The organism is Caulobacter sp. DWR2-3-1b2, assembly GCF_049896345.1.
In the GTDB taxonomy this organism is placed as follows: domain Bacteria; phylum Pseudomonadota; class Alphaproteobacteria; order Caulobacterales; family Caulobacteraceae; genus Caulobacter.
In genome coordinates, this window is sequence record NZ_JAFCUC010000007.1 from 57,030 (window position 1) to 80,394 (window position 23,365).

28 protein-coding genes are annotated in these 23,365 nt (G+C 66.9%); 15 read left to right on the forward strand and 13 right to left on the reverse strand.

Annotated elements, in window-relative coordinates; genetic code table 11:
• Positions 1 to 11: 11 nt before the first annotated feature.
• Positions 12 to 1,298 (reverse strand): MFS transporter, encoded by a 1,287-nt coding sequence (locus ACP694_RS17090; RefSeq protein ID WP_426014353.1) that lies wholly within the window; start codon positions 1,296 to 1,298, stop codon positions 12 to 14.
• 255 nt (positions 1,299 to 1,553) lie between these two features.
• On the opposite strand from ACP694_RS17090, the gene ACP694_RS17095 reads away from it, so the two are divergent.
• The 6 genes from ACP694_RS17095 to ACP694_RS17120 all read left to right on the forward strand — a co-directional run bounded on the left by ACP694_RS17095 (position 1,554) and on the right by ACP694_RS17120 (position 6,219).
• The gene (locus ACP694_RS17095) at positions 1,554 to 2,072 is read left to right on the forward strand and encodes a GNAT family N-acetyltransferase (protein ID WP_426014355.1); all 519 of its coding nucleotides are present in this window, start codon (positions 1,554 to 1,556) and stop codon (positions 2,070 to 2,072) included.
• Positions 2,073 to 2,159: 87 nt separating this feature from the next.
• The gene (locus tag ACP694_RS17100; RefSeq protein WP_426014737.1) at positions 2,160 to 2,747 is read left to right on the forward strand and encodes a DUF1285 domain-containing protein; all 588 of its coding nucleotides are present in this window, start codon (positions 2,160 to 2,162) and stop codon (positions 2,745 to 2,747) included.
• Between the two features lie 2 nt (positions 2,748 to 2,749).
• Positions 2,750 to 3,388 carry a CoA pyrophosphatase gene (locus ACP694_RS17105; protein WP_426014739.1) on the forward strand — a complete coding sequence of 213 codons (639 nt, stop codon included), beginning with the start codon at positions 2,750 to 2,752 and terminating at the stop codon, positions 3,386 to 3,388.
• A 126-nt stretch (positions 3,389 to 3,514) separates the two neighbouring features.
• Entirely contained in the window at positions 3,515 to 4,768 is a 1,254-nt protein-coding gene (locus ACP694_RS17110; RefSeq protein WP_426014356.1) for a CCA tRNA nucleotidyltransferase, read from the forward strand.
• Between the two features lie 55 nt (positions 4,769 to 4,823).
• Positions 4,824 to 5,528 carry a type 1 glutamine amidotransferase gene (locus ACP694_RS17115; RefSeq protein WP_426014358.1) on the forward strand — a complete coding sequence of 235 codons (705 nt, stop codon included), beginning with the start codon at positions 4,824 to 4,826 and terminating at the stop codon, positions 5,526 to 5,528.
• A gap of 43 nt (positions 5,529 to 5,571) precedes the next feature.
• Positions 5,572 to 6,219, forward strand: coding sequence for an Isoquinoline 1-oxidoreductase subunit (locus ACP694_RS17120; RefSeq protein ID WP_426014359.1), 648 nt, complete (start codon positions 5,572 to 5,574; stop codon positions 6,217 to 6,219).
• A 35-nt stretch (positions 6,220 to 6,254) separates the two neighbouring features.
• Here the strand turns inward: ACP694_RS17120 and hemF are convergent, their stop codons facing one another.
• Entirely contained in the window at positions 6,255 to 7,127 is an 873-nt protein-coding gene (gene hemF / locus ACP694_RS17125) for an oxygen-dependent coproporphyrinogen oxidase (protein ID WP_426014361.1), read from the reverse strand.
• 178 nt (positions 7,128 to 7,305) lie between these two features.
• Positions 7,306 to 7,767 (reverse strand): tRNA (cytidine(34)-2'-O)-methyltransferase, encoded by a 462-nt coding sequence (locus tag ACP694_RS17130; RefSeq protein ID WP_426014363.1) that lies wholly within the window; start codon positions 7,765 to 7,767, stop codon positions 7,306 to 7,308.
• A 203-nt stretch (positions 7,768 to 7,970) separates the two neighbouring features.
• Between ACP694_RS17130 and petA the strand changes: the two genes are divergently transcribed.
• The 3 genes from petA to ACP694_RS17145 are packed head-to-tail and all read left to right on the forward strand — an operon-like array spanning position 7,971 to position 10,723.
• Complete coding sequence (gene petA, locus ACP694_RS17135) at positions 7,971 to 8,522, forward strand: ubiquinol-cytochrome c reductase iron-sulfur subunit (protein WP_426014365.1); 552 nt, start codon at positions 7,971 to 7,973, stop codon at positions 8,520 to 8,522.
• Between the two features lie 6 nt (positions 8,523 to 8,528).
• A complete protein-coding gene (locus ACP694_RS17140) occupies positions 8,529 to 9,848 on the forward strand; it encodes a cytochrome b (protein WP_426014366.1) in 1,320 nt (439 codons plus the stop codon).
• Between the two features lie 5 nt (positions 9,849 to 9,853).
• Positions 9,854 to 10,723 carry a cytochrome c1 gene (locus tag ACP694_RS17145; protein WP_426014368.1) on the forward strand — a complete coding sequence of 290 codons (870 nt, stop codon included), beginning with the start codon at positions 9,854 to 9,856 and terminating at the stop codon, positions 10,721 to 10,723.
• Positions 10,724 to 10,747: 24 nt separating this feature from the next.
• Here ACP694_RS17145 and ACP694_RS17150 read toward each other — a convergent pair whose 3' ends face one another.
• Positions 10,748 to 11,554, reverse strand: coding sequence for a hypothetical protein (locus ACP694_RS17150; protein ID WP_426014370.1), 807 nt, complete (start codon positions 11,552 to 11,554; stop codon positions 10,748 to 10,750).
• A 134-nt stretch (positions 11,555 to 11,688) separates the two neighbouring features.
• Here ACP694_RS17150 and ACP694_RS17155 point away from each other — a divergent pair, with 134 nt between their 5' ends.
• The gene (locus tag ACP694_RS17155) at positions 11,689 to 12,264 is read left to right on the forward strand and encodes a DUF1579 domain-containing protein (RefSeq protein ID WP_426014372.1); all 576 of its coding nucleotides are present in this window, start codon (positions 11,689 to 11,691) and stop codon (positions 12,262 to 12,264) included.
• Here the strand turns inward: ACP694_RS17155 and ACP694_RS17160 are convergent.
• The 3 genes from ACP694_RS17160 to ychF all read right to left on the reverse strand — a co-directional run bounded on the left by ACP694_RS17160 (position 12,261) and on the right by ychF (position 14,793).
• On the reverse strand, positions 12,261 to 12,947 hold the full coding sequence (locus ACP694_RS17160; protein WP_426014373.1) for a dienelactone hydrolase family protein: 687 nt from the start codon (positions 12,945 to 12,947) through the stop codon (positions 12,261 to 12,263). The two genes, ACP694_RS17155 and ACP694_RS17160, sit on opposite strands and share 4 nt — an antisense overlap.
• A 2-nt stretch (positions 12,948 to 12,949) precedes the next feature.
• Positions 12,950 to 13,630: a dienelactone hydrolase family protein gene (locus ACP694_RS17165; protein WP_426014375.1), complete on the reverse strand. Its 681-nt coding sequence runs from the start codon at positions 13,628 to 13,630 to the stop codon at positions 12,950 to 12,952.
• A gap of 62 nt (positions 13,631 to 13,692) precedes the next feature.
• Positions 13,693 to 14,793, reverse strand: a complete 1,101-nt coding sequence (gene ychF, locus ACP694_RS17170) for a redox-regulated ATPase YchF (protein WP_426014377.1) — start codon at positions 14,791 to 14,793, stop codon at positions 13,693 to 13,695.
• Between the two features lie 411 nt (positions 14,794 to 15,204).
• On the opposite strand from ychF, the gene ACP694_RS17175 reads away from it, so the two are divergent.
• Positions 15,205 to 15,402 (forward strand): hypothetical protein, encoded by a 198-nt coding sequence (locus ACP694_RS17175; RefSeq protein ID WP_426014379.1) that lies wholly within the window; start codon positions 15,205 to 15,207, stop codon positions 15,400 to 15,402.
• Positions 15,403 to 15,546: 144 nt separating this feature from the next.
• On the opposite strand, the gene ACP694_RS17180 is transcribed toward ACP694_RS17175, so the two are convergent.
• On the reverse strand, positions 15,547 to 15,795 hold the full coding sequence (locus ACP694_RS17180; protein WP_426014380.1) for a DUF2188 domain-containing protein: 249 nt from the start codon (positions 15,793 to 15,795) through the stop codon (positions 15,547 to 15,549).
• 146 nt (positions 15,796 to 15,941) lie between these two features.
• Here ACP694_RS17180 and ACP694_RS17185 point away from each other — a divergent pair, with 146 nt between their 5' ends.
• Positions 15,942 to 16,799 (forward strand): MliC family protein, encoded by an 858-nt coding sequence (locus ACP694_RS17185; protein ID WP_426014382.1) that lies wholly within the window; start codon positions 15,942 to 15,944, stop codon positions 16,797 to 16,799.
• A gap of 169 nt (positions 16,800 to 16,968) precedes the next feature.
• Here the strand turns inward: ACP694_RS17185 and cobS are convergent, their stop codons facing one another.
• Together cobS and ACP694_RS17195 are read right to left on the reverse strand one after the other, a co-directional pair.
• Complete coding sequence (gene cobS / locus ACP694_RS17190) at positions 16,969 to 17,976, reverse strand: cobaltochelatase subunit CobS (RefSeq protein WP_426014384.1); 1,008 nt, start codon at positions 17,974 to 17,976, stop codon at positions 16,969 to 16,971.
• 125 nt (positions 17,977 to 18,101) lie between these two features.
• Positions 18,102 to 18,518 (reverse strand): RcnB family protein, encoded by a 417-nt coding sequence (locus ACP694_RS17195; protein WP_426014386.1) that lies wholly within the window; start codon positions 18,516 to 18,518, stop codon positions 18,102 to 18,104.
• Between the two features lie 189 nt (positions 18,519 to 18,707).
• On the opposite strand from ACP694_RS17195, the gene ACP694_RS17200 reads away from it, so the two are divergent.
• Complete coding sequence (locus tag ACP694_RS17200; RefSeq protein WP_426014389.1) at positions 18,708 to 19,463, forward strand: phosphatase PAP2 family protein; 756 nt, start codon at positions 18,708 to 18,710, stop codon at positions 19,461 to 19,463.
• 50 nt (positions 19,464 to 19,513) lie between these two features.
• On the opposite strand, the gene ACP694_RS17205 is transcribed toward ACP694_RS17200, so the two are convergent.
• Positions 19,514 to 20,164 (reverse strand): J domain-containing protein, encoded by a 651-nt coding sequence (locus ACP694_RS17205; protein WP_426014391.1) that lies wholly within the window; start codon positions 20,162 to 20,164, stop codon positions 19,514 to 19,516.
• A gap of 60 nt (positions 20,165 to 20,224) precedes the next feature.
• Here ACP694_RS17205 and ACP694_RS17210 point away from each other — a divergent pair, with 60 nt between their 5' ends.
• The gene (locus tag ACP694_RS17210) at positions 20,225 to 20,497 is read left to right on the forward strand and encodes a BolA family protein (RefSeq protein ID WP_426014393.1); all 273 of its coding nucleotides are present in this window, start codon (positions 20,225 to 20,227) and stop codon (positions 20,495 to 20,497) included.
• 90 nt (positions 20,498 to 20,587) lie between these two features.
• A complete protein-coding gene (gene cdd / locus ACP694_RS17215) occupies positions 20,588 to 21,004 on the forward strand; it encodes a cytidine deaminase (RefSeq protein WP_426014396.1) in 417 nt (138 codons plus the stop codon).
• A gap of 96 nt (positions 21,005 to 21,100) precedes the next feature.
• Here the strand turns inward: cdd and ACP694_RS17220 are convergent, their stop codons facing one another.
• Together ACP694_RS17220 and ACP694_RS17225 are read right to left on the reverse strand one after the other, a co-directional pair.
• Positions 21,101 to 21,469, reverse strand: a complete 369-nt coding sequence (locus tag ACP694_RS17220) for a response regulator (RefSeq protein WP_426014398.1) — start codon at positions 21,467 to 21,469, stop codon at positions 21,101 to 21,103.
• A gap of 534 nt (positions 21,470 to 22,003) precedes the next feature.
• Entirely contained in the window at positions 22,004 to 23,287 is a 1,284-nt protein-coding gene (locus ACP694_RS17225) for an HlyC/CorC family transporter (protein ID WP_426014741.1), read from the reverse strand.
• Positions 23,288 to 23,365: the final 78 nt, after the last annotated feature.

A 23,365-nucleotide genomic window follows, 5' to 3' on the forward strand; every position in this document is an offset into this window, starting at 1 on the left:
CCTCGCACAGCCTAATCCAGCCGGTCCGCCTTGCGCAGTTCCGGGAACATCTTGGCCCACGCGCCCGTGACGATCAGGGCCCCGACGCCGCCGAACACCGCCGCGCCGACCGGGCCCAGGAACCGCGCCGCGACGCCGCTCTCGAACTCGCCCAGTTCGTTGGAGGCGCTGATGAACAGGCCCGAGACGGCGGCGACCCTGCCGCGCATCGGATCTGGGGTGACCAGTTGCACCAGGGTCTGGCGGATATAGACCGAGACCATGTCGGCCGCGCCCAGCACCGTCAGGGCGCCGACCGACAGCCAGACATATTTCGATAGCCCGAAGACCACGGTCGCGGCGCCGAACACCGCCACGGCGCCAAACATCAGCAGGCCCGCTCGGCGGCGGATCGTGTGGCTGGCCAGGATCACCGCCACCAGCGTCGCGCCCACGGCGGGGGCGGCGCGCAGCACGCCAAAGCCCTCGGCCCCCACATGCAGCACATCACGGGCGAACACCGGCAGCAGGGCCGTGGCCCCGCCGAGCAATACCGCGAACAAATCCAGCGAGATCGAGCCGAAGACGATCTTGTTGCGCCAGGTATAGACCAGGCCTTCCTTGATCAGCGCCCAGCGCGAGCCCGGCTGGGTCACGGGCTTGGTATTGGCCTTGATGCCAAGCAGCAGCAGGCCGCCCAGCAGGAACAGCACGACCGAAGCCCCGAACGCCGTGGCCGCCGAGATGGCGCATAGCAGGCCGCCCAAGGCCGGGCCAATGATCGAGGCGCTCTGCCAGGACAACGAGTTCCAGGCGATGGCGCGCGGCAACAGCGGGCGCGGCACCAGCATCGGCCCCATGGCGCTGGACGCCGGGGACAAGAAGGCGCGGCCGGCGCCGAACAGCACGGCGATGGCGAAGATCGGCCACAGCGTCGTGTGTCCCGACCAGGCCAGGAAGCCCAGGGCTGCGGCGCAGACGATGTCGACGCCGATGGCCGCAGTCATGATCATCTTGCGATCATGGCGGTCGGCGGTCTCTCCGGCGGTCAGCGCCAAAAAGAACAGCGGGATGAACTGGGCCAGGCCTACCATGCCCAGCAAGAAGGCCCCCTGGCCCTCATTGTGTCCGGTCTCGCGGGCCAGGGTGTAGACCTGCCAGCCGATTGTCACCCCCTGGATCTGCACCGCGAGGGTGGCGGTGAACCGCGCGCCCCAGAAGAACACGAAGTCGCTCTGCTTGAGCAGCGCGCGCATCGAGGTTTCCGGCGCCTCGAGGGCGGACGGGATGGAATCTGCGTCGGGGGGGAGGTCGGTCATCGGGGGCGGACCATGTCCTCAGGCCCGCGTCGCCGCAATCGCGTTTCTCTTATGCAGCCGTTGAATTATTTGACCCAGCGCGCCCTAGGCCCTATTTCGCGCCCTTCTGATGGAGAGGGCGCGTCATGCGACGCCAGCGACGAACCTGCGCCGCGCGGACCGGAGTCCGCGTCTGAACGCCCCGGATGCGACCGTCTCGGCCGCGTCACGATCCGGGGCTATGCCCCTTTTCGTGTTCTGGATCGTTTAGCGCCCATGTCGTCTTCCGCCGTCGCGCCTTCGTCGCCCTATCCCAGCCTTCTCAACGAGCTGCCCGAGCACGCCCGCGCCGTCGAGGTGCTGGTCGATCGCGCCTTCGGACCCGGCCGCTTCGCCAAGTCGTCGGAGCGTTTGCGCGAGGGCAATCGGAAGCTGGACGACTGTTCCTTCGTGGCCTTGGACGAAGGTCGGGTGATCGGCAGCGTGCGCCTCTGGCCGGTCATGGTGGGCGACAGGCCCGTCGCCTTCCTCGGCCCGCTGGCGGTGGACGCCACCGCGCGCAGCCACGGCCTGGGCCAGGCCCTCGTCGAAGCCGCCTGCGCCGCCGCCGCGCGAGCCGGCTGGCGCGCGGTGCTGCTGGTCGGCGACGCCCCCTATTTCGCGCGGATCGGCTTTTCGGCAGGACCGGCGGCGAGGGTGACCATGCCGGGGCCGGCCGATCAGCGACGGGTGCTGGTGAAGGCCTTGGTCGAGGGCGGAGATTCGGGCTTGGTGGGACCTATCCGCGTCGCTTGAGTTACGGCTGGGGACAGGCGCATGCGCCTGTCGCCATATCGTGCGCTCGTGCTTGAGTGTGGGCGCCGCATGCCCTACCTAAAGCCCATGACTGTCGATCCCACCCCCTCTGGCCTCGCAGGCGTCACCGCCGCCGCCCAGGCGGCGAAGGGGCGCGCGGGCGAGCGCGGCCTGCCGCCTGTGCATCTGTGGCATCCTGAGCATTGCGGCGAGATCGACATCCGCATCCGCAAGGACGGCGTCTGGTTTCACGAGGGATCGCCGATCGGCCGCGAGGCTCTGGTGCGGCTGTTCTCGACCGTGCTGCGGCTGGATCCCGACGGCTATCACTTGGTCACCCCTGTCGAGAAGCTGAAGATCCAGGTCGAGGACGCGCCGTTCATGGCCACGCGGGTCGATGCTGAAAACGGCGTGCTGCGCTTCGAGACCAATGTCGGTGACCTGGTCGAGGCCGGCCCCGACAACGCCATCCGCGTCGAGACCGATACGGCCACTGGCGAGCCGCGGCCCTATGTCCACGTGCGGCGCGGCCTGGAGGCTCTGATCGCGCGGCCTGTGTTCTATGAGCTGGTCGAACTGGCTGCGGAGCGCGACACGCCGGAGGGGCCGCGCCTGGGTGTGACCTCAAACGGCGCCTGGTTCCCGATGGCCCCGGCCGGGGCGCACCGAGGATGACCCTGTCCAGGGACGCGCGGCGCGCCTGGATCGCCAGCAAGTTGGACCCGATCGACGGCTACGATCCCAGCCTCGACGCCGCGCGTTCGGACTACGATCTCAATCCCGGCATGCGGCCCGACAATCCCCACGCCCTGCGCCCCGCCGCCGTGCTGGTGGGGCTGGTCGAGCGTGAGGCGGGGATGACCGTCCTGCTGACCCGCCGGTCCGATACTCTGCGAAGCCACACCGGCCAGATCGCCTTTCCCGGGGGCCGTTGCGATCCAGGCGAGACGCCGTGGGAGACCGCCCTGCGCGAGGCCCAGGAAGAGGTGAACCTAGACCCGTCCTGCGTTACCCTGGCGGGTCTGCTGCACGGCTACCGCACGGTGACGGGCTTCCACGTCACGCCGGTGGTCGGCTTCATCGATCCCGCCGCCACCTTCGTCGCCAGTCCCGACGAGGTGGCCGATGTGTTCGAGACGCCGTTCGCCTTCCTGATGGACTCTCAGAACCATCAACGTCAGCATCGCGACCTGCCGGACGGCGAGCGCCGATTCTTCTATGCGATGCCGTGGAATGAGCGTTTCATCTGGGGGGCGACCGCCGGCATGCTGCGCGCGCTCTACGAGCGGCTGCATGGCGAAGACCCCGTCGGCTGAGCGGGTGCTCTTGGTGCGGCATCGATCAACAGCTTGATCGGTGTCCGGGGCTTGCCGGTTTGAAATAATCGTTTGAAATGCCGGACCCCGCTGGGCGGGGGCGTTTTGTGCACCTGGGGGAGTGGCGTGAGTACAGAATCGATAGGCGTGCCGCCGTGGATGGCGCTGCCGGAGACCCAGGCGGTGATCGCGGCGCTGGAGGCGCGCGGCTTTCCCGGCTGCGCGCGTTTCGTTGGCGGCTGCGTGCGCAACACCTTGATGGGCAAGCCCATCGACGACATCGACATCGCCACCACCCTGACCCCGGACCTGGTGATCGAGGCCCTGCAGGAGGCCGGCCTGAAGGTCATCCCCACCGGCGTCGACCATGGCACGGTAACGGCGATTTCCAAGGGTCGGCCCTATGAGATCACCACCCTGCGCCGCGATGTCTCGACCGACGGCCGCAGGGCGGTCGTGTCTTTCACCCAGGACTGGGACCAAGACGCCGAGCGCCGCGATTTCCGCTTCAACGCCCTCTATGCCGACCTGAACGGCCGGCTCTATGATCCGACCGGCGAGGGCGTGAACGACGCGCTCGAAGGGCGGGTGGTGTTCGTGGGTGACCCGATGACCCGGATCCGCGAGGACTATCTGCGCATCTTGCGGTTCTTCCGCTTCCACGCCTGGTATGGCAAGGGCGACGCCGACCAGAAGGCCCTGGCCGCCTGCAAGGCGCTGAAGGGCATGGTCGAGGGCCGCGCCGCCGAGCGCACCCAGAAGGAGTTGCTGAAGCTGCTGGCGGCCGAAGATCCGCGCTCGGCCCTGCGACTGATGGCGGCGACCAGCGTGCTGTCGTCGATCCTGCCTTTCGTGAAGTCGCTGGCCCGTTTCGAGGGGCTGATGACCATCGAGACCGAGCAACTGTTCGAGAACGACCCCGAGCTGCGCCTGGCCGCCCTGATTCCCGACGACCCCAAGATCGCCGCCCAGATGGCCGAGCGGCTGCGGCTGTCCAACAGCCTGAAGGAGCGGCTGATCGAGGCGGTCGGCACGTCTCCGCGCATCGTCTCCTGGATGGGCCCGCGCGAGACGCGTCGGGCGGTCTATGCCCTGGGCGTCAAGACCTTCAGCGACCGGGTCAAGCTGGCCTGGGCCGGGGCCGGCCGCACCGCCACCACGCCGCAATGGCGCGGCCTGTTGGCGTTGGGCGAGACCTGGACGCCTCCGGCCTTTCCGCTGACCGGCGAGGAGATCCTGAAGTCTGGTGTGCCCAAGGGCCCGATGGTCGGTGAGGTGATGCGCGAGGTCGAAATCTGGTGGATCGACCAGGACTTCATCGAGGACAAGTTTTCGGCCATCGAGCGGCTGAAGGCCGTCGCGCAGGGGATGGTGTTTTAGAGACCTTACGTCCTTCGCGGTTGTATATCGACTGAAGCGTCCTGGAGACCCGCCCATGAAGATCGGCCTGCTCGAAACCGGCGAACCGCCCGAGGCGCTGCAGCCTGAGTTCGGGCGCTATGGCGGCATGTTCCAGGACCTGCTGGGTCCTGGCCACGACTACGTCACCTACGATGTCCAGGCCGGTGAACTGCCGGCCGATCCGGATGAGTGCGACGCCTATATCGTCACCGGTTCAGCGGCCGGGGTCTATGACGATCTGCCCTGGATCGCGCCGCTGAAGGCTTTCCTGATCAAGGCCCAGGCCCGGCCGCTGGTCGGGGTGTGTTTCGGCCACCAGATCATGGCCGAGGCGTTCGGTGGCAGGGTCGTGAAGTCGGACAAGGGCTGGGGCGTCGGCCTGCACGCCTACGAGGTGACCGAGGCCTTGCCCTGGATGGACTTGGAACGGGACCTGGCCCGCGTCGCCGTGTCGGCGTCGCATCAGGATCAGGTGGTCGAGATCCCGCCGACGGCCCGCGTCGTAGCTGGCAGCGCCTTCACCCCGGCCGGGATTTTGGTCTATGACGATCGTCCCGCTATCTCGATGCAGTTTCACCCAGAGTTCGACCCGGCCTATGCCATCGCCCTGATCGAGGCCCGTCGCGGCAGCCGCTATACCGACGCCGAGGCCGACGCGGCGATCGCGTCCTTGCAAGGCTATAACGACCGCACACGGATGGCCGACTGGATCGAATCTTTCCTGTCGCAGGCAACCTAAGCCTTAGCTTGACCGTTCCCGACGAAACGGGGGAGATCAGATCATGCGCGCCGTCACAGCCCTGCTCGTTGTTGGTTGCGCCCTGACCGGCGGCGCCCTGCTCTCCACGGTGTGGGCCGCCGCGCCCGCTACGCCGACGCCGCTCCCGGCCGAGACCCTAAAGAGCCCCGCCGAGTTCGTGTCGATCCAGGATCCCGCCGCCCGTTCGGTCGCGCTGTTCTCCGAGGCCGGCAAGGTGATCAACAGCCCGCGCTGCATGAACTGCCACCCGGTCCAGCGCGCCCCAACCCAGGGCGATGACCGGCATCCGCACAATCCGCCCATGGTCGCCGGTCAGGCGGGCCACGGCCCGGTCGGCATGCCCTGCAGCGCGTGCCACGGTCCCGCCAACGTTCCGACCTGGGGCCAGGACGTCAAGTCGATCCCCGGCGATCCGAAATGGGCCCTGGCGCCTGTCGAGATGGCCTGGCAGGGCAAGTCGCTCGGCGCGATCTGCGCCCAGATCAGGGACCCGTCGCGCAATGGCGGCCGGGGCTTGGCGCAACTGCACGACCACATGGCCAACGACCACCTGGTCGGCTGGGCCTGGAACCCAGGCGCGGGCCGGGTTCCGGCGCCGGGCACGCAGGCGAGGTTCGGCGAACTGGTGCAGGCCTGGATCGGTGCCGGGGCGAAGTGCCCGGCGGCGTGACCTGACCCCTCTCCCGCAAGGGGAGAAGGACCCTGTCACGGCCACTTCACCTCGGGCGGCATGGAGCTGAGGATCGACTCCACATTGCCGCCGGTCTTCAGTCCGAACATCGTGCCGCGGTCGTAGAGCAGGTTGAACTCGACATAGCGGCCGCGCTGCACCAGTTGCTGCTCGCGCTCCTGCGCCGTCCAGGCCTCGCCCATCCGGCGGCGGACCAGCTCAGGATAGATCCCCAGGAACGCCTTGCCGACGTCCTGGGTGAAGGCGAAGTCCTTGGACCAGTCGCCGCTGTCGTGGTGGTCGTAGAAGATGCCGCCGATCCCGCGCGGTTCGTTGCGGTGGGGCAGAAAGAAGTATTCGTCGCACCAGGCCTTGTACTTGGCGTGCCAGGTCGGGTCGTGGGCGTCGCAGGCGCGCTGATAGGCGGCGTGGAAGTCGATGGCGTCGGGAAAGTCCTGTTGCCGTTGGTAGCCGAGCAGGGGCGTCAGGTCGCCGCCGCCGCCGAACCAGCTTTTGCTGGTGGCGATGAAGCGGGTGTTCATGTGGACGGCCGGCACGCGCGGGCTGCGCATGTGGGCGATCAGGCTGACGCCGGTGGCGAAGAAGCGCGGGTCCTCCTCGGCGCCGGGCATGTTTTTCGCCATTTCCGGGGTGAAAACGCCGTGCACTGTCGAGACATGCACCCCGACCTTCTCGAACAGGCGCCCGTGCATCATCGACATCACCCCACCGCCGCCGGCCTCGCGGTCCCACGGCTTGCGGACGAAGCGGCCGGCGTCGCCGGGATAGAAGCCGGCGGGGGCCTCGTCCTCGAGCCGCTCGAACGCGGCGCAGATCTGGTCGCGCAGGCTTTCGAACCAGGCGCGGGCCGTGGCTTTCTTGCGGTCGAGGTCGAGTGTGTCGGTCATGGCGGCGGCTTAAGGGTTTCCGCCGGCCCGCGCAAATCCGGCGGCCCGCATAAGGGCTTGTGCCTAGCCGGCCGCTAGAGAATTTTTCGAGCGAAGTGGTTCCGGTTCGCGTGAAGAAAAATGCGTCAAAACAAAAGATCAGAGCTCACGGCCTGACGCAGTCAGGTCGGGAAATGCCCTAGTCCCCCGCGAACCCGCCGGTCTGCCGCAGCGCCTCGCCCAGGGCCATGGCCGCCGCCGTCGCCAGGTTCATCGACCGGGCCTCGGGCCGCAAGGGAATCGTCAGCCGCGCAAAGGCCGCGTCATGCACCTCCGGCGGCGCGCCGTGGCTCTCATTGCCAAACAACAGGGTGTCGCCTGCCTGAAAGGTGAACTTGTGGAAGGGCGTGGTCGCCTTCGTCGTGAACAGCAGCAGCCGGCCCTTGCGACGTTCCGACGCAGCCATGAAAACCGCCCACGATGCGTGACGCATCATGTGGGTCAGCGGACCATAGTCGAGGGCCGCGCGCTTCAAGCTCTTGTCGTCCAACGGGAAACTGCACGGTTCGATGACGTCCAGGCCCACGCCGAGGCAGGCGCCCAATCTGATCGCCGCGCCGACGTTCTGAGGAATGCCGGGTTGAAAAAGCGCGAGCCGCATTCTAAGCGAACCACCATAGAGCTAGCAGGGACATTTGCGGCGAATCGAAAGGGCTTGCGGACTTCGTCCGCGCGTCCGATAGGACGATCCGCTTTTGCCATTTGTGGCGAAGACCCGTTCGCGGGTCTAGATAGTACGCGCCGACAGGCGTTTCTCCAGGCCGGGCCGTTTTGGCGGCGCGGCGGCATCGAAGGGTGACTTGGGTGGCCGACACCGCCGTGGGCGCAAAGACTGATCCGGCGCATGGGGAAGACCCCAGCCGCCGGGATTTCATTTACATCGCGACGATCGCGGTCGCCGCCGGCGGCGCGGCCTCGCTCGCTATACCGTTCATCGACCAGATGAACCCGTCGGCCGACACCCTGGCCCTGGCTTCGATCGAATTCGATCTGAGCAAGGTCGCGGTCGGTCAGCAGGTGACGGTGAAGTGGCGGGGCAAGCCCCTGTTCGTCCGTAACCGCACGGCGGCCGAGATCGCCGCGGCGGTCAAGGACGACCATGCGTCGTTGAAGGACCCCCAGACCGACGCCGACCGGGTCAAGCCCGGCAAGGCCAACTGGCTGGTCCTGATCGGCAGCTGCACCCACCTGGGTTGCGTTCCAACCTTCGGCGGCGGCGCTTACGGCGGCTGGTTCTGCCCGTGCCACGGCTCGGTGTACGACACATCGGGTCGCATCCGTCAGGGTCCTGCTCCGAAGAACCTCGCGGTTCCGGACTACACCTTCCTATCCGACACCAAGGTCAAGATCGGCTAAGAGACGATGAGCGGACATTCGACCTACGAACCCAAGACCGGTATCGAGCGCTGGCTCGACGCCCGTCTGCCGATCGTGCGCCTGGGCTACGACAGCTTCGTCGACTACCCAACGCCGCGAAACCTCAACTACTGGTACACGTTCGGCGGCATTCTCTCGCTGTGCCTGGCGTCCCAGTTGATCAGCGGCATCATCCTGGCGATGCACTACAACCCCGGCGCGGACCACGCCTTCGCCTCCGTCGAGCACATCATGCGCGACGTGAACTACGGCTGGCTGATCCGCTACATGCACGCCAACGGGGCGTCGATGTTCTTCATCGCCGTCTATATCCACATGCTGCGCGGCCTCTATTACGGGTCGTACAAAGCCCCCCGCGAAGTGCTGTGGATCCTGGGCTGCGTGATCTATCTGCTGATGATGGCCACGGCCTTCATGGGCTACGTGCTGCCCTGGGGCCAGATGAGCTTCCACGGCGCCGTCGTGATCACCAACCTGTTCGGCGCCCTGCCGCTGGTCGGTCCGGCGATCACCACCTGGCTGTGGGGCGGTTTCGCCGTCGACAGCCCGACCCTGAACCGCTTCTTCTCGCTGCACTACCTGCTGCCCTTCATGATCGCCGGCGTGGTGATCCTGCACGTCTGGGCCCTGCACGTGGTGGGCCAGAACAACCCGACCGGCGTCGATCCCAAGTCGAAGGCCGATGTCCTGCCCTTCACGCCGTACGCGACAGTGAAGGACGGCTTCGCGATGAGCCTGTTCCTGCTCCTCTTCGCCTTCTTCGTGTTCTACATGCCCAACGCCCTGGGACACGCCGACAACTACATCCCGGCCAACCCGCTGGTGACGCCCGCCCACATCGTTCCGGAATGGTACTTTCTGCCGTTCTACGCGATCCTGCGCGCCGTTCCCGACAAGCTGTTCGGCGTGCTGGCCATGTTCGGCGCCATCGCCTGTCTGTTCGCCCTGCCCTGGCTGGACACCTCCAAGGTGCGCTCGATGCGCTACCGGCCGACCGCCAGGATCCACTTCTTCATCTTCGTGGTGGCGTGCTGCATCCTGGGCCTCTGCGGCGCCAAGCTGCCGTCGGAGCCGGTCATCCCGGGCCTGACGACATTCAACCTGGTGGACGCCGACCTGAACAGCTTTGTCTGGCTGTCCCGTCTGGCGGCGTTCTATTATTTCGCTTTCTTCCTGGCGATCCTCCCCCTGCTCGGCTTGTTCGAAAAGACCTTGCCGGTGCCGGATTCCATCGCCTCCCCCGCCCTGTCGCATCCGGCCACTATTCCGGCCGCAGCGACCGCCGCGCCTGAAATGAAGGGCTGACTTCGATGCTGCGCAAACTTTCCGTCATCGCAGCGGTCGCGGGTCTCCTGACGGCCGGCCTCGCGGGCCCCGCCCTGGCCAGCGGTCACGCGCTGCCGGCCAAGGAGGTCAAGTGGTCCTTCGACGGCCCGCTGGGCAAGTTCGACCAGGCCCAGCTGCAACGCGGCTACAAGGTGTATCGCGAGGTCTGCTCGGCCTGCCACGCGATGAGCCTGGTCAGCTTCCGTAACCTCGGCGACAAGGGTGGCCCGTTCTACGACGAGAAATACTCGGCCAAACACGGCAAGACCTCGAACGACAACCCCAAGGTCAAGGCGATCGCCAAGGAGTACGAGGTCGCCGACATCGACTCCGAGACCGGCGATGCGATCAAGCGTCCGGCCACCCCGGCCGACCGCTTCGTCTCGCCCTTCGCCAACGAGGCCGCGGCCCGCGCCAGCAACGGCGGCGCGCTGCCGCCGGACATGTCGCTGCTGGCCAAGGCTCGTGAAGAAGGCCCCAACCACATCTATTCGATCCTGACCGGCTATGCGGCGCCGCCGGCCGGCTTGAAGATCGGCGACAACCAGCACTACAACAAGTACATGGCGGGCGACCTGACCTCCTATTGGTCGGGCAGCCACGAGCATGTGCCGCCGGGCGGCTTCATCGCCATGGCCCCGCCGCTGAAGGCCAACCAGGTCACCTTCGACGACGGCGCCCCGGCCACCCTCGACCAGGAAGCCAAGGACGTCTCGGCCTTCCTGATGTGGGCCGCCGAGCCCAAGCTGGACGAGCGCAAGCAGACCGGCTTTGCCGTGATGATCTATCTGCTGCTGTTTTCGGGCCTGCTCTATGCCAGCTACCGTAAGGTCTGGAAGAACGAGTCGCACTGATCGCGACCAAGGCTTTCGAGGAATTCAGGGCCCGGCGGAAACGCCGGGCCCTTTTTCTTGGATGGTCTGGGGCGCGGCAAGCGCCGGGTTAAGCCAAAGGCGCGACGCCTTGGGATCGAAGATCAGGCGATAGGCCGACAGCACCGTCGCGCCGATGGCGCCGACCACGCCATCGGGAAGCTCGCCCGCCACCACGGCTGGAACGTTCTGGCGCAGCACGCCGTCCAGCGACAGTCCGCGCAGCGTCCCCGCAGGCTTCTGCCGGGGCGCGTCGGCCGCGCCTCGGGCCCGCACGCCGCCGGCCGAGGCGGTGTCCAGGGCGAACGGGCCAGAGACGCCGCGCAGGCCGTCGGAGGCCGCCGCCAGCACCGTCGGGGTCCCGCCGACCATCGTCACCTTCAACCCGCGGCCGGCGAGGCGCGGCGGGGCGTCGCCCGACCGCAGCTCCAACCGGCACGGGGCGAAGTCCAGGATCATCAGATAACGGTCAAGAACGTCGGCCCCGATGACACCGGTGATCGGGGTGGAAAAGCCGACGCTGCGGTAGTCGAGGTCGCGCACTGTCACAGCCGTCGCTGCGGTACGCTGGCCAGCGACGCTCACCGGAAGGCTCAGGGCGGTGTCGGAAAAGCCCGCCGTCTGGGCGGCGGTCTCGTGCAGCAGGGTGCGGGGCGCCGACAGGTCGATGACGAAATCGCCGCTGACCCCGCCGATCGCGGCGGGGGCGACCACGGCGCCGTTTTCGAACCAACAGGCCGTTGTCCCGGCGACGGCGCGACCGCTGCTCGCCGCCAACAGACTCAGGACCAACACGGGGATCGGGTGGCGCATGACCCGATCCTAGCCAAGCTTTTGTCGTCCGGCGACAGGTGACGTCTCGGCTTCCCTAATGTGACTATGGACATAGAAAGCTCTGTTATACAGAGTTATCTGCAAGTTCGTCATTCCAAGCCTAGGAGGCCATCGTGCGTCTGTTTTCCGCCCTGATCCCGATCGTGATCCTGACCACCTGCGCCGGTGTCGGCCAAGCCCAGACCCCGCCCGATCCCGCCGCTCGGATCGCCGAGCAAAAGGCCGCCATGAAGGCCCTGGCCTGGATGGACGGCGTCTGGCGCGGTCCGGCGGTCGCCACCGGCGCGGGCGGTCGCAAGATCGAGCTCACCCAGACCGAACGCAGCGGTCCGTTGCTGGACGGCGTGTTGCACGTGGTCGAGGGCCGTGGCTACAACGCCGACGGCACGACCGGCTTCAACGCGTTCGGCGTGATCTCCTATGATCCCGCCAAGGGCTACAGCATGCGCTCCTACGCCATGGGCCATGCCGGCGACTTCCCCATGACCCTGACGCCGACTGGCGCAGTCTGGACTATCCCTGCCGGGCCGGCGACCCTGCGCTATACGATCACCGCCCAGAACGGCGTTTGGCACGAGGTTGGTGAACGCGTGGTCGAGGGCCAGCCGCCGACGCCGTTCTTCGAGATGACCCTGAAGCGTATCGGCGACAGCGCATGGCCATCGGCCGGGGCGATCGCGCCGAGCTAGGCCTCGCCTTTCGCCCCACCGGCCCGCTGGAACAGCTGCAAGGTCCGGAGCATGGCCAGCTTGGCGCCGTCGGCATGGTGGCCGCTCGGGGCGACGAAGGCGTGACCGGCGTCGTACAGCCAGACCGGCAGGTCGGGATGGGCGGCCTCGATCGAAGCGACGTCGGCCAGCGGGATCAGCGCGTCGGTCTTGCCGAAATGCAGGATGGTTGGGACCCTCGGCGTCTCATCGACATAGGCGATAATGTCGCCGCCGTAGAAGCACGCGACCGCTTTCAGCCCCTGGCAGCGGCTGGCTGCGAGCCAGGCGGTCGTGCCGCCGTAGCAGAAGCCCAGGGCGAAGACCGGACCAGCCGCTGAGAGAGCGTCGATCGCCGCCTGCACGCGAGGCAGGGCCGCGGCGCCCCAACCGCTGGCCTCGCCCATCGCCATGCGGGCCTCGAGAGCTTGTGGGTCAAGATCGGCGACGGGGAAGGGGATTTGGGGGCCGTCGAGCAGGCAAGGCGCGATGACCTCATAGCCCTGGTCGGCCAGGCCGTCGGACAGCTCGCGGATGTGAGGCGTGACACCCCAGATGGCGTGCAGGATCACCAACCCCCCGCGCCGCGCGTCGCCGGGCGGAGCGTGATAGGCGGCGAAGGGCTCTCCGCTGGCCGTCACCAGGCTGATGCGCCCGCCGGCCATGCTCAGGCCGCGCCGTGGGCCTGGAAGAGGGCCAGGGTTCGCGCCCGGGCCATCTGGGCGTCGTCGAGGTCGGCGTCGGGTCGGCCGTCGTTGTTGAAGCCGTGGCCGCTGTTCTCGTAGATGTAGATGGGCACGTCGGGATGGGCGTCTTCAACCGCCGCCTTGACGGCGTCGGCGGGGATATGGCCGTCCTTGCGGCCCAGGTGGACGATCACCGGGCAAGTCAGGGGTAGGGCGGCGTTGGCCGCGACCATGCTGCCGTAATAGCTCGACCCTGCGGCCAGGCCCGTCAGCTTACTCGCCGCCAGCCAGACCAGCGAGCCACCCAGGCAATAGCCGACCGCGAAGACCGGGCCGCGCGGGGCCAGGTCGTCGATACAGGCCTGGATGTCCGACAGCATCTTCTCCAGGCCGATGGACTGGACGTGGCCGATCCCGATCGGGAAGGCCGCCGGCTCATGCTCGGCAACGTAACCGGGTTCCGCGCGGTCGAAGATCGACGGCGCGAGCACTTCGAAGCCCAAGGCCGACCAGCGCGCCACGTCGGCCAGCACATATTCGTCCAAGCCGAAGATCTCCTGGATCACTACGATCCCGCCCTTGCGCGGCCCCTGCGGCGCGGCCTGGGCGGCGGTGAAGGCGAAGCCGTCGAGAGCTGAGGTGAAGGTGACGGTGTCGGTCATGGGACGCTCAAGCGAAGGGTTGATACGGAAACGGCCGGATGTGAGCCCGGCCGCTGGTGGTTCTAGACGTTGAACCGGAAGTGCATCACGTCGCCGTCCTTGACGATGTAGTCCTTGCCCTCGGCCTTCATCTTGCCGGCCTCCTTGGCGCCGTTTTCGCCGCCCAGGGCGACGAAGTCCTCGTAGGCGATGGTCTCGGCGCGAATGTAGCCCTTCTCGAAGTCGGTGTGGATGACGCCGGCCGCCTGGGGGCCGGTATCGCCCACATGGATGGTCCAGGCGCGGGCTTCCTTGGGGCCGACCGTGAAATAGGTCTGCAGGTCCAGCAGGGTGTAGGCCTCGCGGATCAGGCGGTTCAGGCCGGGTTCTTCCAGGCCCAGGGTCTCCAGGAACTCGGCCCGTTCATCGGCGTCGAGCAGGGCGATCTCGCTTTCGATCTGGGCCGAGATCACCACCGACTTGGCGTTGTCCTGGGCGGCGCGGGTGGCCACCAGGTCGGAATAGCCATTGCCCTTGTCGGCGCTACCTTCATCGACATTGCAGACATAGAGGGCCGGCAGGGCGGTCAGCAGTTGCAGCATGTGCCAGGCCTTCTGGTCGTCCTCGTCGATCGTGGCGGCGCGAGCCGGCCGGCCGGCCCGCAGCAGGTCCAGGGCGATGGTCGCCAGACGCAGGGTGTTGGCGCTTTCCTTGTCGGCGCCGACCTTGGCGCGCTTCTCCAGGGCGGGAACGCGCTTTTCCAGGCTCTCCAGGTCGGCCAGCATCAGCTCCATCTCGACGATCTCGAGATCGCTGAGCGGGTCGATGCGGCCCTCCACGTGGACGATGTCGCCGTCCTCGAAGCAGCGGGCGACGAAGGCCACGGCGTCGCAGTCGCGGATATTGGCCAGGAACTGGTTGCCCAGGCCTTCGCCCTTGCTCGCGCCGCGCACCAGGCCGGCGATATCGACGAAGGTGATCCGGGCCGGGATGATCTCCTTGGAGCCGGCGATCTTGGCCAAGGCGTCCAGGCGCGGCTCCGGCACCGCCACTTCGCCGGTGTTGGGCTCGATCGTGCAGAACGGATAGTTGGCGGCCTGGGCCTGGGCGGTTTGCGTCAAGGCGTTGAACAGGGTGGACTTGCCGACATTGGGCAGGCCGACGATGGCGACTTTAAGGGCCATGGATCTCTCGTGAATTTCGTTGGCGCGCGCTTAGCACGGATCGGCGGGGAAGTCCCCTTCGGTGCGTGAGGCTCCATCCACTTGGCCCCGCGAAGCGGTCAGGTCGGGGCAAGGGGGTGTCTCTTGCTGGTCCAAGACGCGCCCAGTTCGAGGTGGGCGAGCGCGCCGGTCTCGAACACAAGGCTTGCGAGTGTTACTCTGTATGTCGGCGGGCGTGTGATGATTTGGCGCCGGCGGAAGAAGACGCCGCAGAGGTAGCTTGAGCGTCTTAAAAAGTTCTGTCGAAATTCCGACATAATAAAACGCCGAGCAAATTATTTGGTCGAAACATGACGCGGGCCGATTTTAGTGATTACATACTTTTCACCGCTTCACCGCCATTCCGGGCGAGCGACCCGGCCCGGGTATCCGATGAGTCAGGGCCTAGCTTCCACCTACACCTATGTCGCTTCCAGTCTCGATGGGCGGGCGTCTTTCCTTGACCTGAAGGTCATGGCAGACTCCGACGAGATGACCCGCCACGCCCAACGGCTGTTGGCCGATCATCGCAGCTGCGACAAGGTCGAGGTCTGGGCTGACAGCGTCTGCGTGGCCGTGGTGGCGCGCTAGCCGGATGACGCGACCGCGCCATCCGGCTAGCGCTCTCAACCCAGAGCATTTTTCGAACGAAGTGGTTCCGGTTCGCGCGAAGAAAAATGCGTCAAAACAGAAGATTAGAGCTCACGGCCTGACGCAGTCAGGTCGGGAAATGCTCTAACCCTTGTCGACGACGTGGGTGGTCGGGCGGTCGTCGCCGGCCGACAGTTCCTCGTGCCACTGCCCCTTGGCGTCCTCGTAGACGATGCCCGTATCGTTCTCGTCGGTGAGTTGTTGTTCACTGGCCACGCGTTGGGCGGTTTTCAGGGCCGCCTCGTGGGTCGGGAAGGTCTCGGAGAACACGTCGCCCAACTTGTAGGCCCAGCCGCCGTCGTGTTCGACGATGGTGTAGGTGATGTCGGTCATGGGCGGACTCCGTGGTCTGGGGCGGGATTAGGGGCAGGGGAACGGCGGGAAGGAGAGCACGGTTCCGGGACGGCGTCTTGCGACGGGTTCCGAACCTTCACCTTTGCGCCGCGTTTAGAAAGCTACAGCCTAGCTCTGGAGTTCCCATGATCCCTGTTCCCGCGCGCGCCGCCCTGCTGCTGACCGGCCTGCTCGCCGTGGCGGCCTGTTCGCCGAAGACCGAGCCGACGACCGCCCGGTCCGCGCCCGAGGCGACCCGCGGGGTCGGGGCCGAGGTGCTGGTCTATCAATGCGACAACGGCCAGACGTTGCGGGCCAGCTATCCCGACCGCGACACGGCCCTGGTCGAATATCAGGGCCGCTCGCGCATCCTGAAGAGCGCCCGCGCGGCCAGTGGCGCGCGCTATGTCGGCGACAGCCTGCAGTGGTGGACGCAAGGGTTGGCGCGCGGCGCCGTGGCGCCCCTGGCGATGGGCGAGGACCTGGCCTCAGCGGTCAGTGTCAACTGCGCGGTCGTTCCGCCGCCGGCCGTCACCGCTCCGCCGGCTCAGCCGCCTGTGGCGGTGACGGAGCCGGCGCCGATCGCCGCCGTGAGCCCGCCCGCGCCGGTTCCGGTGGTGACGCACGCGCCTACGCCGCTCGCAGAGTCGCTGATCGGGCCGTCGCGTGACCTGGGCGGCGTGCTGCCGCTCAAGCACGGGATCTTCGTGGCGTCCGGCGCCTCGTGCGGCTCACCGCCCAACGCCGCTCTGCGCCGCTATGACGGTGTGGGCCTCAGCGGGGCTCATACGCGCGCCTGCCGGGCCAAGGTGCTGTCACATCGCGGCAAGGCCTATGAGGTGGATCAGTCGTGTCTCGACGCCGGGTCAGGCCCCGCCAAGCGCACGAGCGAACGCCAGACGATCGTGATCGAGAACAACCTGAACTTCGTCCTGCGCCGCAAGGCCGGCGAGCAGCGCTTCAAATACTGCGCGGCCTCGCTGCTGCCGGCTGGGGTGAAGTAAAATCCTTCTCCCCTCGTGGGAGAAGGTGGCGGCCAAGGGCCGACGGATGGGGGGCCTCTCGAACGGAACCGCCGCGACCGGCCTTTCGGCTGATCGCGGCGGTTCTGGTCTTCAACCCCTCATCCGACCCGCTGCGCGGGCCACCTTCTCCCGCAAGGGGAGAAGAAGATCACGCCACCTTCACCCGCGCCGCGCTCTCCGGGAGGTCCGTCCCGAACGCCCGCTGGAAGAACTCGGCCACGGTCGGGCGCTCCAGCTCATCGCACTTGTTGAGGAAGGTCAGGCGGAACGCCAGGCCGATGTCGCGGTCGAAGATGTCGGCGTTCTGGGCCCAGGTGATGACGGTGCGGGGGCTCATGACCGTGCTGATGTCGCCGTTCATGAAGGCGTTGCGGGTCATGTCGGCGACGCGGACCATGGCGGCCAGGGTGCGCTTGCCGTCCGGATTGTCATAGGAGGGGTTCTTGGCCAGAACGATGCCGGCCTCGACGTCGTGGTCGAGATAGTTGAGCGTCGTGACGATGCTCCAGCGGTCCATCTGGCCCTGGTTGATCTGCTGGGTGCCGTGATAGAGCCCCGTGGTGTCGCCCAGACCGATAGTGTTGGTCGTGGCAAACAGCCGGAAATAAGGGTTGGCGCGGATGACCCGGTTCTGGTCGAGCAGGGTCAGCTTGCCGCCGGCCTCCAGCACGCGCTGAATGACGAACATTACATCCGGGCGACCAGCGTCATATTCGTCGAACACCAAGGCGATCGGGCGCTGCAAGGCCCAGGGCAGAATTCCCTCACGGAACTCGGTGATCTGCTTGCCTTCCTTCAGGACGATGGCGTCCTTGCCGACCAGATCGATGCGCGAGACGTGGCTGTCGAGATTGACCCGCACCAGCGGCCAGTTCAGCCGGGCGGCGATCTGCTCGATGTGGGTGCTCTTGCCGGTGCCGTGATAGCCCTGGACCATCACCCGGCGATCATGGGCGAAGCCCGCGCAGACGGCCTTGGTCGTCTGAGGATCGAACCGGTAGGCGGCGTCGATCTCCGGGACGTGGCTGTCCTTGTGGCTGAAGTACGGGACCTTCATGTCGCTGTCGACGCCGAACGCGTCGCGCAGCGTGACCCACTTGTCGGGGGCCAGGGTGATCAGGGGATCGGCGGCGTGGGCGTCGGTCAGATCGGGCATGCGTTTCCGATACCGCCTTGACGTGGGGGAGGGGAAGGGGCGAGGCGGTTTCAGAGCCCAAAAAAAAGCAAGCACCCCGGATGGCGGGGGCCATCCGGGGTGCTCGGCTCGCACCCGCGAGGGTCTTAGTGGTTGGCGATGATCACCGAGGCGATCAGGCCGGTGGCGACGGCCGTCAGCAGGAAGCGGTCGTTCACCTGCTGCCAGCGATAGCCGCGGGGCGGGGCGCGCAGGCCATGACGGCGATAGTCGCTCACATAGTAGCGGTTATCGCGGTAGCGGGCGTCCAGGCGCTGGCCGCGCTGCCAGCGGCGGGCGTCGTGGCGGCCGTCCTTGCGACCCTCGCGATAGGCGTGACGTTCGTCGCGACGGTCATCGCGACGGTCATCGCGACGGTCGTAGCGGCTATCGTGACGGTCATCGTGACGTTGCTCGTAGCGATGGTCGTCGTAACGTTGCTGGCCGGCGGCCATGGCTGTCCCCGACAGGGCCGTGCCGGCCAGCAGGGTGGCGGCCAGGGTAGAAATGATCAGACGCTTCATGGTGAGGTCCTTTCCTGGAGTGTGTGTCGGTCCGACACCGCCGAACCTCGTCTTCGCAGCTTCGACGCTAGCGAAGGTGATTTGGACCTGGGATGAACGGCGCTAGTCAGGATTAGTTCATGTTGGCTTGGCCGGGTTCGGCTGGCGCCGATTCGAGTTTGGAGCGTTCCCTTGCCCATGAGATTCCCGATGCAGCGCTTGTCCGACCTTCGACCGCACCGAAGCCTTGCCCGGCTGATCGAGGCCGCCAAGGGCGAATTGGGCGTCGTGCTGGCCCTGCTGGTGCTGGCCGGGGGCATGCTGGCGGCGCTGCGCCTGTCCGAAGAGGTCGGCGAGGGCGACACGCGGGTGTTCGACCTGCGCGTGCTCCAGGCCTTGCGGGCTGGCGATCCCCACATCCTGATCGGACCCAAGTGGCTGCATATCGCCGCCGCCGACATCACCGCCCTGGGGTCGGTGACGGTGCTGGGCCTGTTCGTGCTGCTGGCGCTGAGCCTGCTGCTCAGCCTGCGCCGCTGGAGCGCTGCGCTGGTGCTGCTGACGGGCGCGGTCGGCGGGGTCGAGATTAGCCAGGCGCTGAAATATGCCTTCCTGCGCGAGCGGCCGGACCTAGTCTACCGCGCGGTGGAGGCCTCCAATCCCAGCTATCCGTCCGGCCACGCCATGCTGTCGGCCGTGGTGTTCCTGACCTTGGGCACCCTGGCGGCGCGGTTTTCGACCAGGCGTCGGGTCAAGGTGATGGCGATCGGCTCCGCAGTGCTGGTCAGCCTGCTGGTGGGCGCCTCGCGGATCTATCTGGGCGTCCACTGGACCAGCGACGTTCTGGCCGGCTGGAGCATGGGCGCGGCCTGGGCCATGACCTGCTGGCTGGCGGCCTGGGCCTGGGAGCGGCGGGTGGGTCGGCGGCTGGATGGGTCGCTGGAGCGGGGCGAGCCGATTTCCTGACCTCAGGCCGGACCAGCCTGGGCGAAGGCCTCCGGGGAAGACGCCTTGCCTTACCCCGTCATCCCCGATTTCTGCAGGGTCTTGTAAGCCTTGATCACCCGTTGGAGCTTGTGCTCGGCGCTGCGGTCGCCGCCGTTCATGTCGGGGTGGCAGCGCTTGAGGAGGTCCTTGTAGGCGGCGCGGATGGCCGGGCCGTCGGCGCCGGCCTCCAGGTCGAGGTCAGCCAGGGCCTGGCGTTCCAGCTTGCCAAGGTTACGGCTGACGGTGGCGGACTCGGCCTTGCGCTTCTCGGCGCGGAACAGGCCGAAGGGGTCGGCGATGTGGCGGGCGTCGCGGGCGGCGGCGGCGGCGGCCTCGCGCGAGCCCCGGTCGGCCTTCATCGACCAGGTCGGTCGGCCGCCGGTCATCTTCTCCAGCTCCTGCTGCGAGCGAATCTGCCCCTCGCTCATGCCGGCGTAGAAGTTCCAATTCTTGTTGTATTCGGCCGCATGCTTGAGGCAGAAATTATAATAGGCGCCCGGCATGTCGCGCGACTTGGGCGCCTTGGAGGTGGCGGCCAGGCTGCACTCGGGGTGATCGCAACGCACTTCGCCCGGTTTCAGGGCGAAGACGTCGTTCTCCCGCGCCTTCTCCTCGGCCGTTTTCGGCGGGCGGACACGGATGTCAAAAAACTTGGGGCGATATTCAAACTCGGCGCTCATGGCGCCTAGAGTAAGCCGGAGCTATTTCTGTTCAAGGATTGACATGCAAGGAAGACGCTCATGGGCGCCGTCGCAGACACCATCGCCGCGAAATTGACCACCGCTTTCGCCCCCACGCGGCTGGAAGTGGTGGACGATAGCGATCGCCACCACGGTCACGCCGGCCACCGGGAAGGCGGGGAGAGCCATTTCAACCTCGTGATCGAGGCGGAAGCCTTTGCCGGCAAGGGCCGCGTGATCCGCCAGCGGCTGATTCACCAGGCCCTGGCCGACGAATTGGCAGGGCCCGTCCACGCCCTTTCGATTGTCGCCAGGGCGCCCGGAGAGGCCTGACGCCTGCCCGCGAGAACAGGCTTGCGCGACAGCCCCGCGACTGATTGCCTCTCCGCCCGGCGCGGCCTGCCGGAGAGGCAGATTCTTGGCATGAGCGCGCGCGAAATTCCCATTTCCGAGGATGACCTGGCGGCGAGCCTGCCGGCTTTGCTGGGAAAGGCCTATGCCCGATACTCGAACTTCACGGTCGCCGCAGCGGTGATCGACGCGGACGGGGTCGCCCATCTTGGGGTCAATGTCGAGAACGCCGCCTATCCCTCGGGCACCTGCGCCGAGCAGGCGGCGATCGGGGCGATGGTCACGGCCGGCGGGCGCGGGATCGCCACGGTGCTGATCGCCGCTGGCTCAAACGCCGTGGTCCAGCCCTGCGGGGCCTGCCGTCAGCGCATCGCCGAATTCGCGACCGAGGCGTGCGAGATCGTCTCGGTGCAGGACGGCCGGACCACGCGCCGGACGCCGTTCTGGAGCCTGTTGCCCGATTCGTTCGGGCCTCGCGATCTGGATTAGGTCCTACGAAATTGTCGTCTCGGACTACGGACTAGAGCATTTTTCGAGCGAAGTGGTTCCGGTTCGCGTGAAGAAAAATGCTCTAGTCCACCTAGGCTAGACCACCTGGGCAGCCAGGCCTTCGAGCACGCGGCGCAGGTCGGCTTCGCGGAACGGCTTTTGCAGCACGGTGGCGCCCCTGTGGTCCTCCGAGAGGCCCGCCTCGCCATAACCGCTGGCGAAGGCGAACGGCACGCCGCGTTCCTTCAGGGCGTCGGCGACCGGGAAGATCGGGCGGCCGCCCAGATTGACGTCCAGCAGGGCGGCGTCGATGTCGGCGCTGGCTGCCAGGCGCAAGGCTTCTTCGAGTTCGGCGGCGGGGCCGACGACCACGCAGCCAAGGTCGCTCAGCATGTCCTCCACAAGCATGGAGACCAGAGCCTCGTCTTCGACCACCAAGACTCTAAGGGCGGCGAGGGTCTTCATTTTTCAAGGCTCCAGAGCACGGATCGGCAATATCGTGGTGCTTATGACGTCAAGGCTATCATAGGCTAGGTTGATTTCAGCGGACAGTTCGCGCGCGATGCCGCTTTGCCGCCATCGGACGGCGCGACCGCAGCGCGGCGGCAGAGGGGCGCGGCGGCAGAGGGGTGCGGGGCCGCAGCGTCCGGTTTGGGTCAGGGTCAGCAAACGGCGATCTTGGATCTTCAGGGCCAGGTCACCTGTGTCCTCGATCCCGCCCCCTCGGACATGGCCCATCGCCTTGGCCAAGCTGTCTAACCCCCGTCACGCCCTGCGCAATACACCCAGCGCGCCGGTGACACATCGCCAAGGTGAAAGTTCCTTGCTGGAGTAATCCTGCGCCCGCGAAGGGCGTGAGTTCAAACAGATTATTCGGGAACTGCTCAGGAAATCAATTATTTAGGTATGGCATCCGACTTATGGCCCGGCGGGAGTTGCTTCCCATCGAAGCATTGCTGCCGATCAGGAGAGGCAGTGGGTCAAGACCGCGACATCACTTTAGCGCACCGCGTCTTCCAAGCGACCGCTGATCCGCAGGCCGGTGACCTGGTTACGCTGACGGCGCAGCACCTGGAAGCGGTGATGATGGAAGATGAAGATCTGCCCCGGTTCGGGAATGGTTTGGGCCTCGTGGATCACCAGGCCGGCGATGGTCACGGCGTCGCCTTCCGGTAGCCGCCAATCCATGGCCCGGTTGAGGTCGCGCACCGTCACGTGGCCATCGACATGCACCGAACCGTCCGCCTGAGGACGAAGACCCTCGACCTTGGTGTCATGCTCGTCCTCGATCTCGCCGACGATCTCCTCGAGGATGTCCTCCAGGGTCACCAGGCCCTGGAGGGCGCCGTACTCGTCGACCACCAGCGCGAAATGGCTTCGGCGCTTGAGGAAGGCGTTGAGCTGGTCCTTCAGGTTCGTCGTGTCGGGGATGAACCACGGCTCGCGCTGGATCGTGGCCACGTCGATGGCGTCGATGTCGCCATTGGCGGCGGCCATGGCGCGCAGCAGGTCGCGGGCGTGCAGCACGCCGACGATGTTGTCGGCGTTGTCGCGATAGAGCGGGATGCGGGTGTGCTGGGCCTCCAAGGCCTCGGCCACCAACTCGCGGATCGGCAGGTCGGCGTCAATCAGGGTGATCGACTTGCGGTGGACCATGATCTCCGAGACGTCCATGTCCGACAGGTCCAGCACCCCGCCCAGCATCCGCCGGTCGCCGCTCTCCACGCCGCCCTCGGAGTGGTGGTACTCGACCGCGCCGCGAATCTCCTCGTGGGCGGCCAGCACGTCGACCTCCATGGTCAGCTTGACGCCGAACAGCCGCAGCGTCCGCCGCACGATCCACTGGATGGCGTAGATGATCGGGCCAAACAGCCGCACCATCAGCAGGGTGGGCCCCGACAGGAAGCGCGCCACGTCGTCGGACTTCAGGATCGCCAGGGTCTTGGGCAGCACCTCGGCGAACACCAGCACCAGAACCGTCATCGCCCCGGTCGCCGCCGCCACGCCCCAGGGTCCGGGGATCGCGGCGGTCAGCACCTGGGTGGTCAGGGCCGAGGCCAGGATGTTGATCAGATTGTTGCCCAGCAGCACCGCCCCGATCATCGTCTCCTGATCGGCCAGCAGCCTGTTGACCCGCTTGGCCGGACGATCCCCCTCCCGCTCCAACTGGTGCATGCGAGCTCGCGAGGCGGCGGTCAGCGACGTCTCGGCGGCCGAAAACAGGGCTGAGATCGCCAACAGGACGACGATGATCGGCGCGAGGCCGAGTATGGCGGTGAGGATCATGCCGCCTTCCTACGCTTCCTCCGCGCAAAGCGGGAAGTAGGCTGGTGGAAATAGGCCACCAACGCGCTCGAAAGG

Excerpts from the sequence above, each read along its gene's own strand:
- ACP694_RS17090 (WP_426014353.1), bottom strand. The coding sequence starts at position 1,298 with ATGACCGACCTCCCCCCCGACGCAGATTCCATCCCGTCCGCCCTCGAG.
- ACP694_RS17095 (WP_426014355.1), top strand. The coding sequence starts at position 1,554 with ATGTCGTCTTCCGCCGTCGCGCCTTCGTCGCCCTATCCCAGCCTTCTC.
- ACP694_RS17100 (WP_426014737.1), top strand. The coding sequence starts at position 2,160 with ATGACTGTCGATCCCACCCCCTCTGGCCTCGCAGGCGTCACCGCCGCC.
- ACP694_RS17115 (WP_426014358.1), top strand. The coding sequence starts at position 4,824 with ATGAAGATCGGCCTGCTCGAAACCGGCGAACCGCCCGAGGCGCTGCAG.
- ACP694_RS17120 (WP_426014359.1), top strand. The coding sequence starts at position 5,572 with ATGCGCGCCGTCACAGCCCTGCTCGTTGTTGGTTGCGCCCTGACCGGC.
- hemF (WP_426014361.1), bottom strand. The coding sequence starts at position 7,127 with ATGACCGACACACTCGACCTCGACCGCAAGAAAGCCACGGCCCGCGCC.
- ACP694_RS17130 (WP_426014363.1), bottom strand. The coding sequence starts at position 7,767 with ATGCGGCTCGCGCTTTTTCAACCCGGCATTCCTCAGAACGTCGGCGCG.
- ACP694_RS17140 (WP_426014366.1), top strand. The coding sequence starts at position 8,529 with ATGAGCGGACATTCGACCTACGAACCCAAGACCGGTATCGAGCGCTGG.
- ACP694_RS17145 (WP_426014368.1), top strand. The coding sequence starts at position 9,854 with ATGCTGCGCAAACTTTCCGTCATCGCAGCGGTCGCGGGTCTCCTGACG.
- ACP694_RS17150 (WP_426014370.1), bottom strand. The coding sequence starts at position 11,554 with ATGCGCCACCCGATCCCCGTGTTGGTCCTGAGTCTGTTGGCGGCGAGC.
- ACP694_RS17160 (WP_426014373.1), bottom strand. The coding sequence starts at position 12,947 with ATGGCCGGCGGGCGCATCAGCCTGGTGACGGCCAGCGGAGAGCCCTTC.
- ACP694_RS17165 (WP_426014375.1), bottom strand. The coding sequence starts at position 13,630 with ATGACCGACACCGTCACCTTCACCTCAGCTCTCGACGGCTTCGCCTTC.
- ychF (WP_426014377.1), bottom strand. The coding sequence starts at position 14,793 with ATGGCCCTTAAAGTCGCCATCGTCGGCCTGCCCAATGTCGGCAAGTCC.
- ACP694_RS17175 (WP_426014379.1), top strand. The coding sequence starts at position 15,205 with ATGAGTCAGGGCCTAGCTTCCACCTACACCTATGTCGCTTCCAGTCTC.
- ACP694_RS17180 (WP_426014380.1), bottom strand. The coding sequence starts at position 15,795 with ATGACCGACATCACCTACACCATCGTCGAACACGACGGCGGCTGGGCC.
- ACP694_RS17185 (WP_426014382.1), top strand. The coding sequence starts at position 15,942 with ATGATCCCTGTTCCCGCGCGCGCCGCCCTGCTGCTGACCGGCCTGCTC.
- cobS (WP_426014384.1), bottom strand. The coding sequence starts at position 17,976 with ATGCCCGATCTGACCGACGCCCACGCCGCCGATCCCCTGATCACCCTG.
- ACP694_RS17195 (WP_426014386.1), bottom strand. The coding sequence starts at position 18,518 with ATGAAGCGTCTGATCATTTCTACCCTGGCCGCCACCCTGCTGGCCGGC.
- ACP694_RS17200 (WP_426014389.1), top strand. The coding sequence starts at position 18,708 with ATGCAGCGCTTGTCCGACCTTCGACCGCACCGAAGCCTTGCCCGGCTG.
- ACP694_RS17205 (WP_426014391.1), bottom strand. The coding sequence starts at position 20,164 with ATGAGCGCCGAGTTTGAATATCGCCCCAAGTTTTTTGACATCCGTGTC.
- ACP694_RS17210 (WP_426014393.1), top strand. The coding sequence starts at position 20,225 with ATGGGCGCCGTCGCAGACACCATCGCCGCGAAATTGACCACCGCTTTC.
- cdd (WP_426014396.1), top strand. The coding sequence starts at position 20,588 with ATGAGCGCGCGCGAAATTCCCATTTCCGAGGATGACCTGGCGGCGAGC.
- ACP694_RS17220 (WP_426014398.1), bottom strand. The coding sequence starts at position 21,469 with ATGAAGACCCTCGCCGCCCTTAGAGTCTTGGTGGTCGAAGACGAGGCT.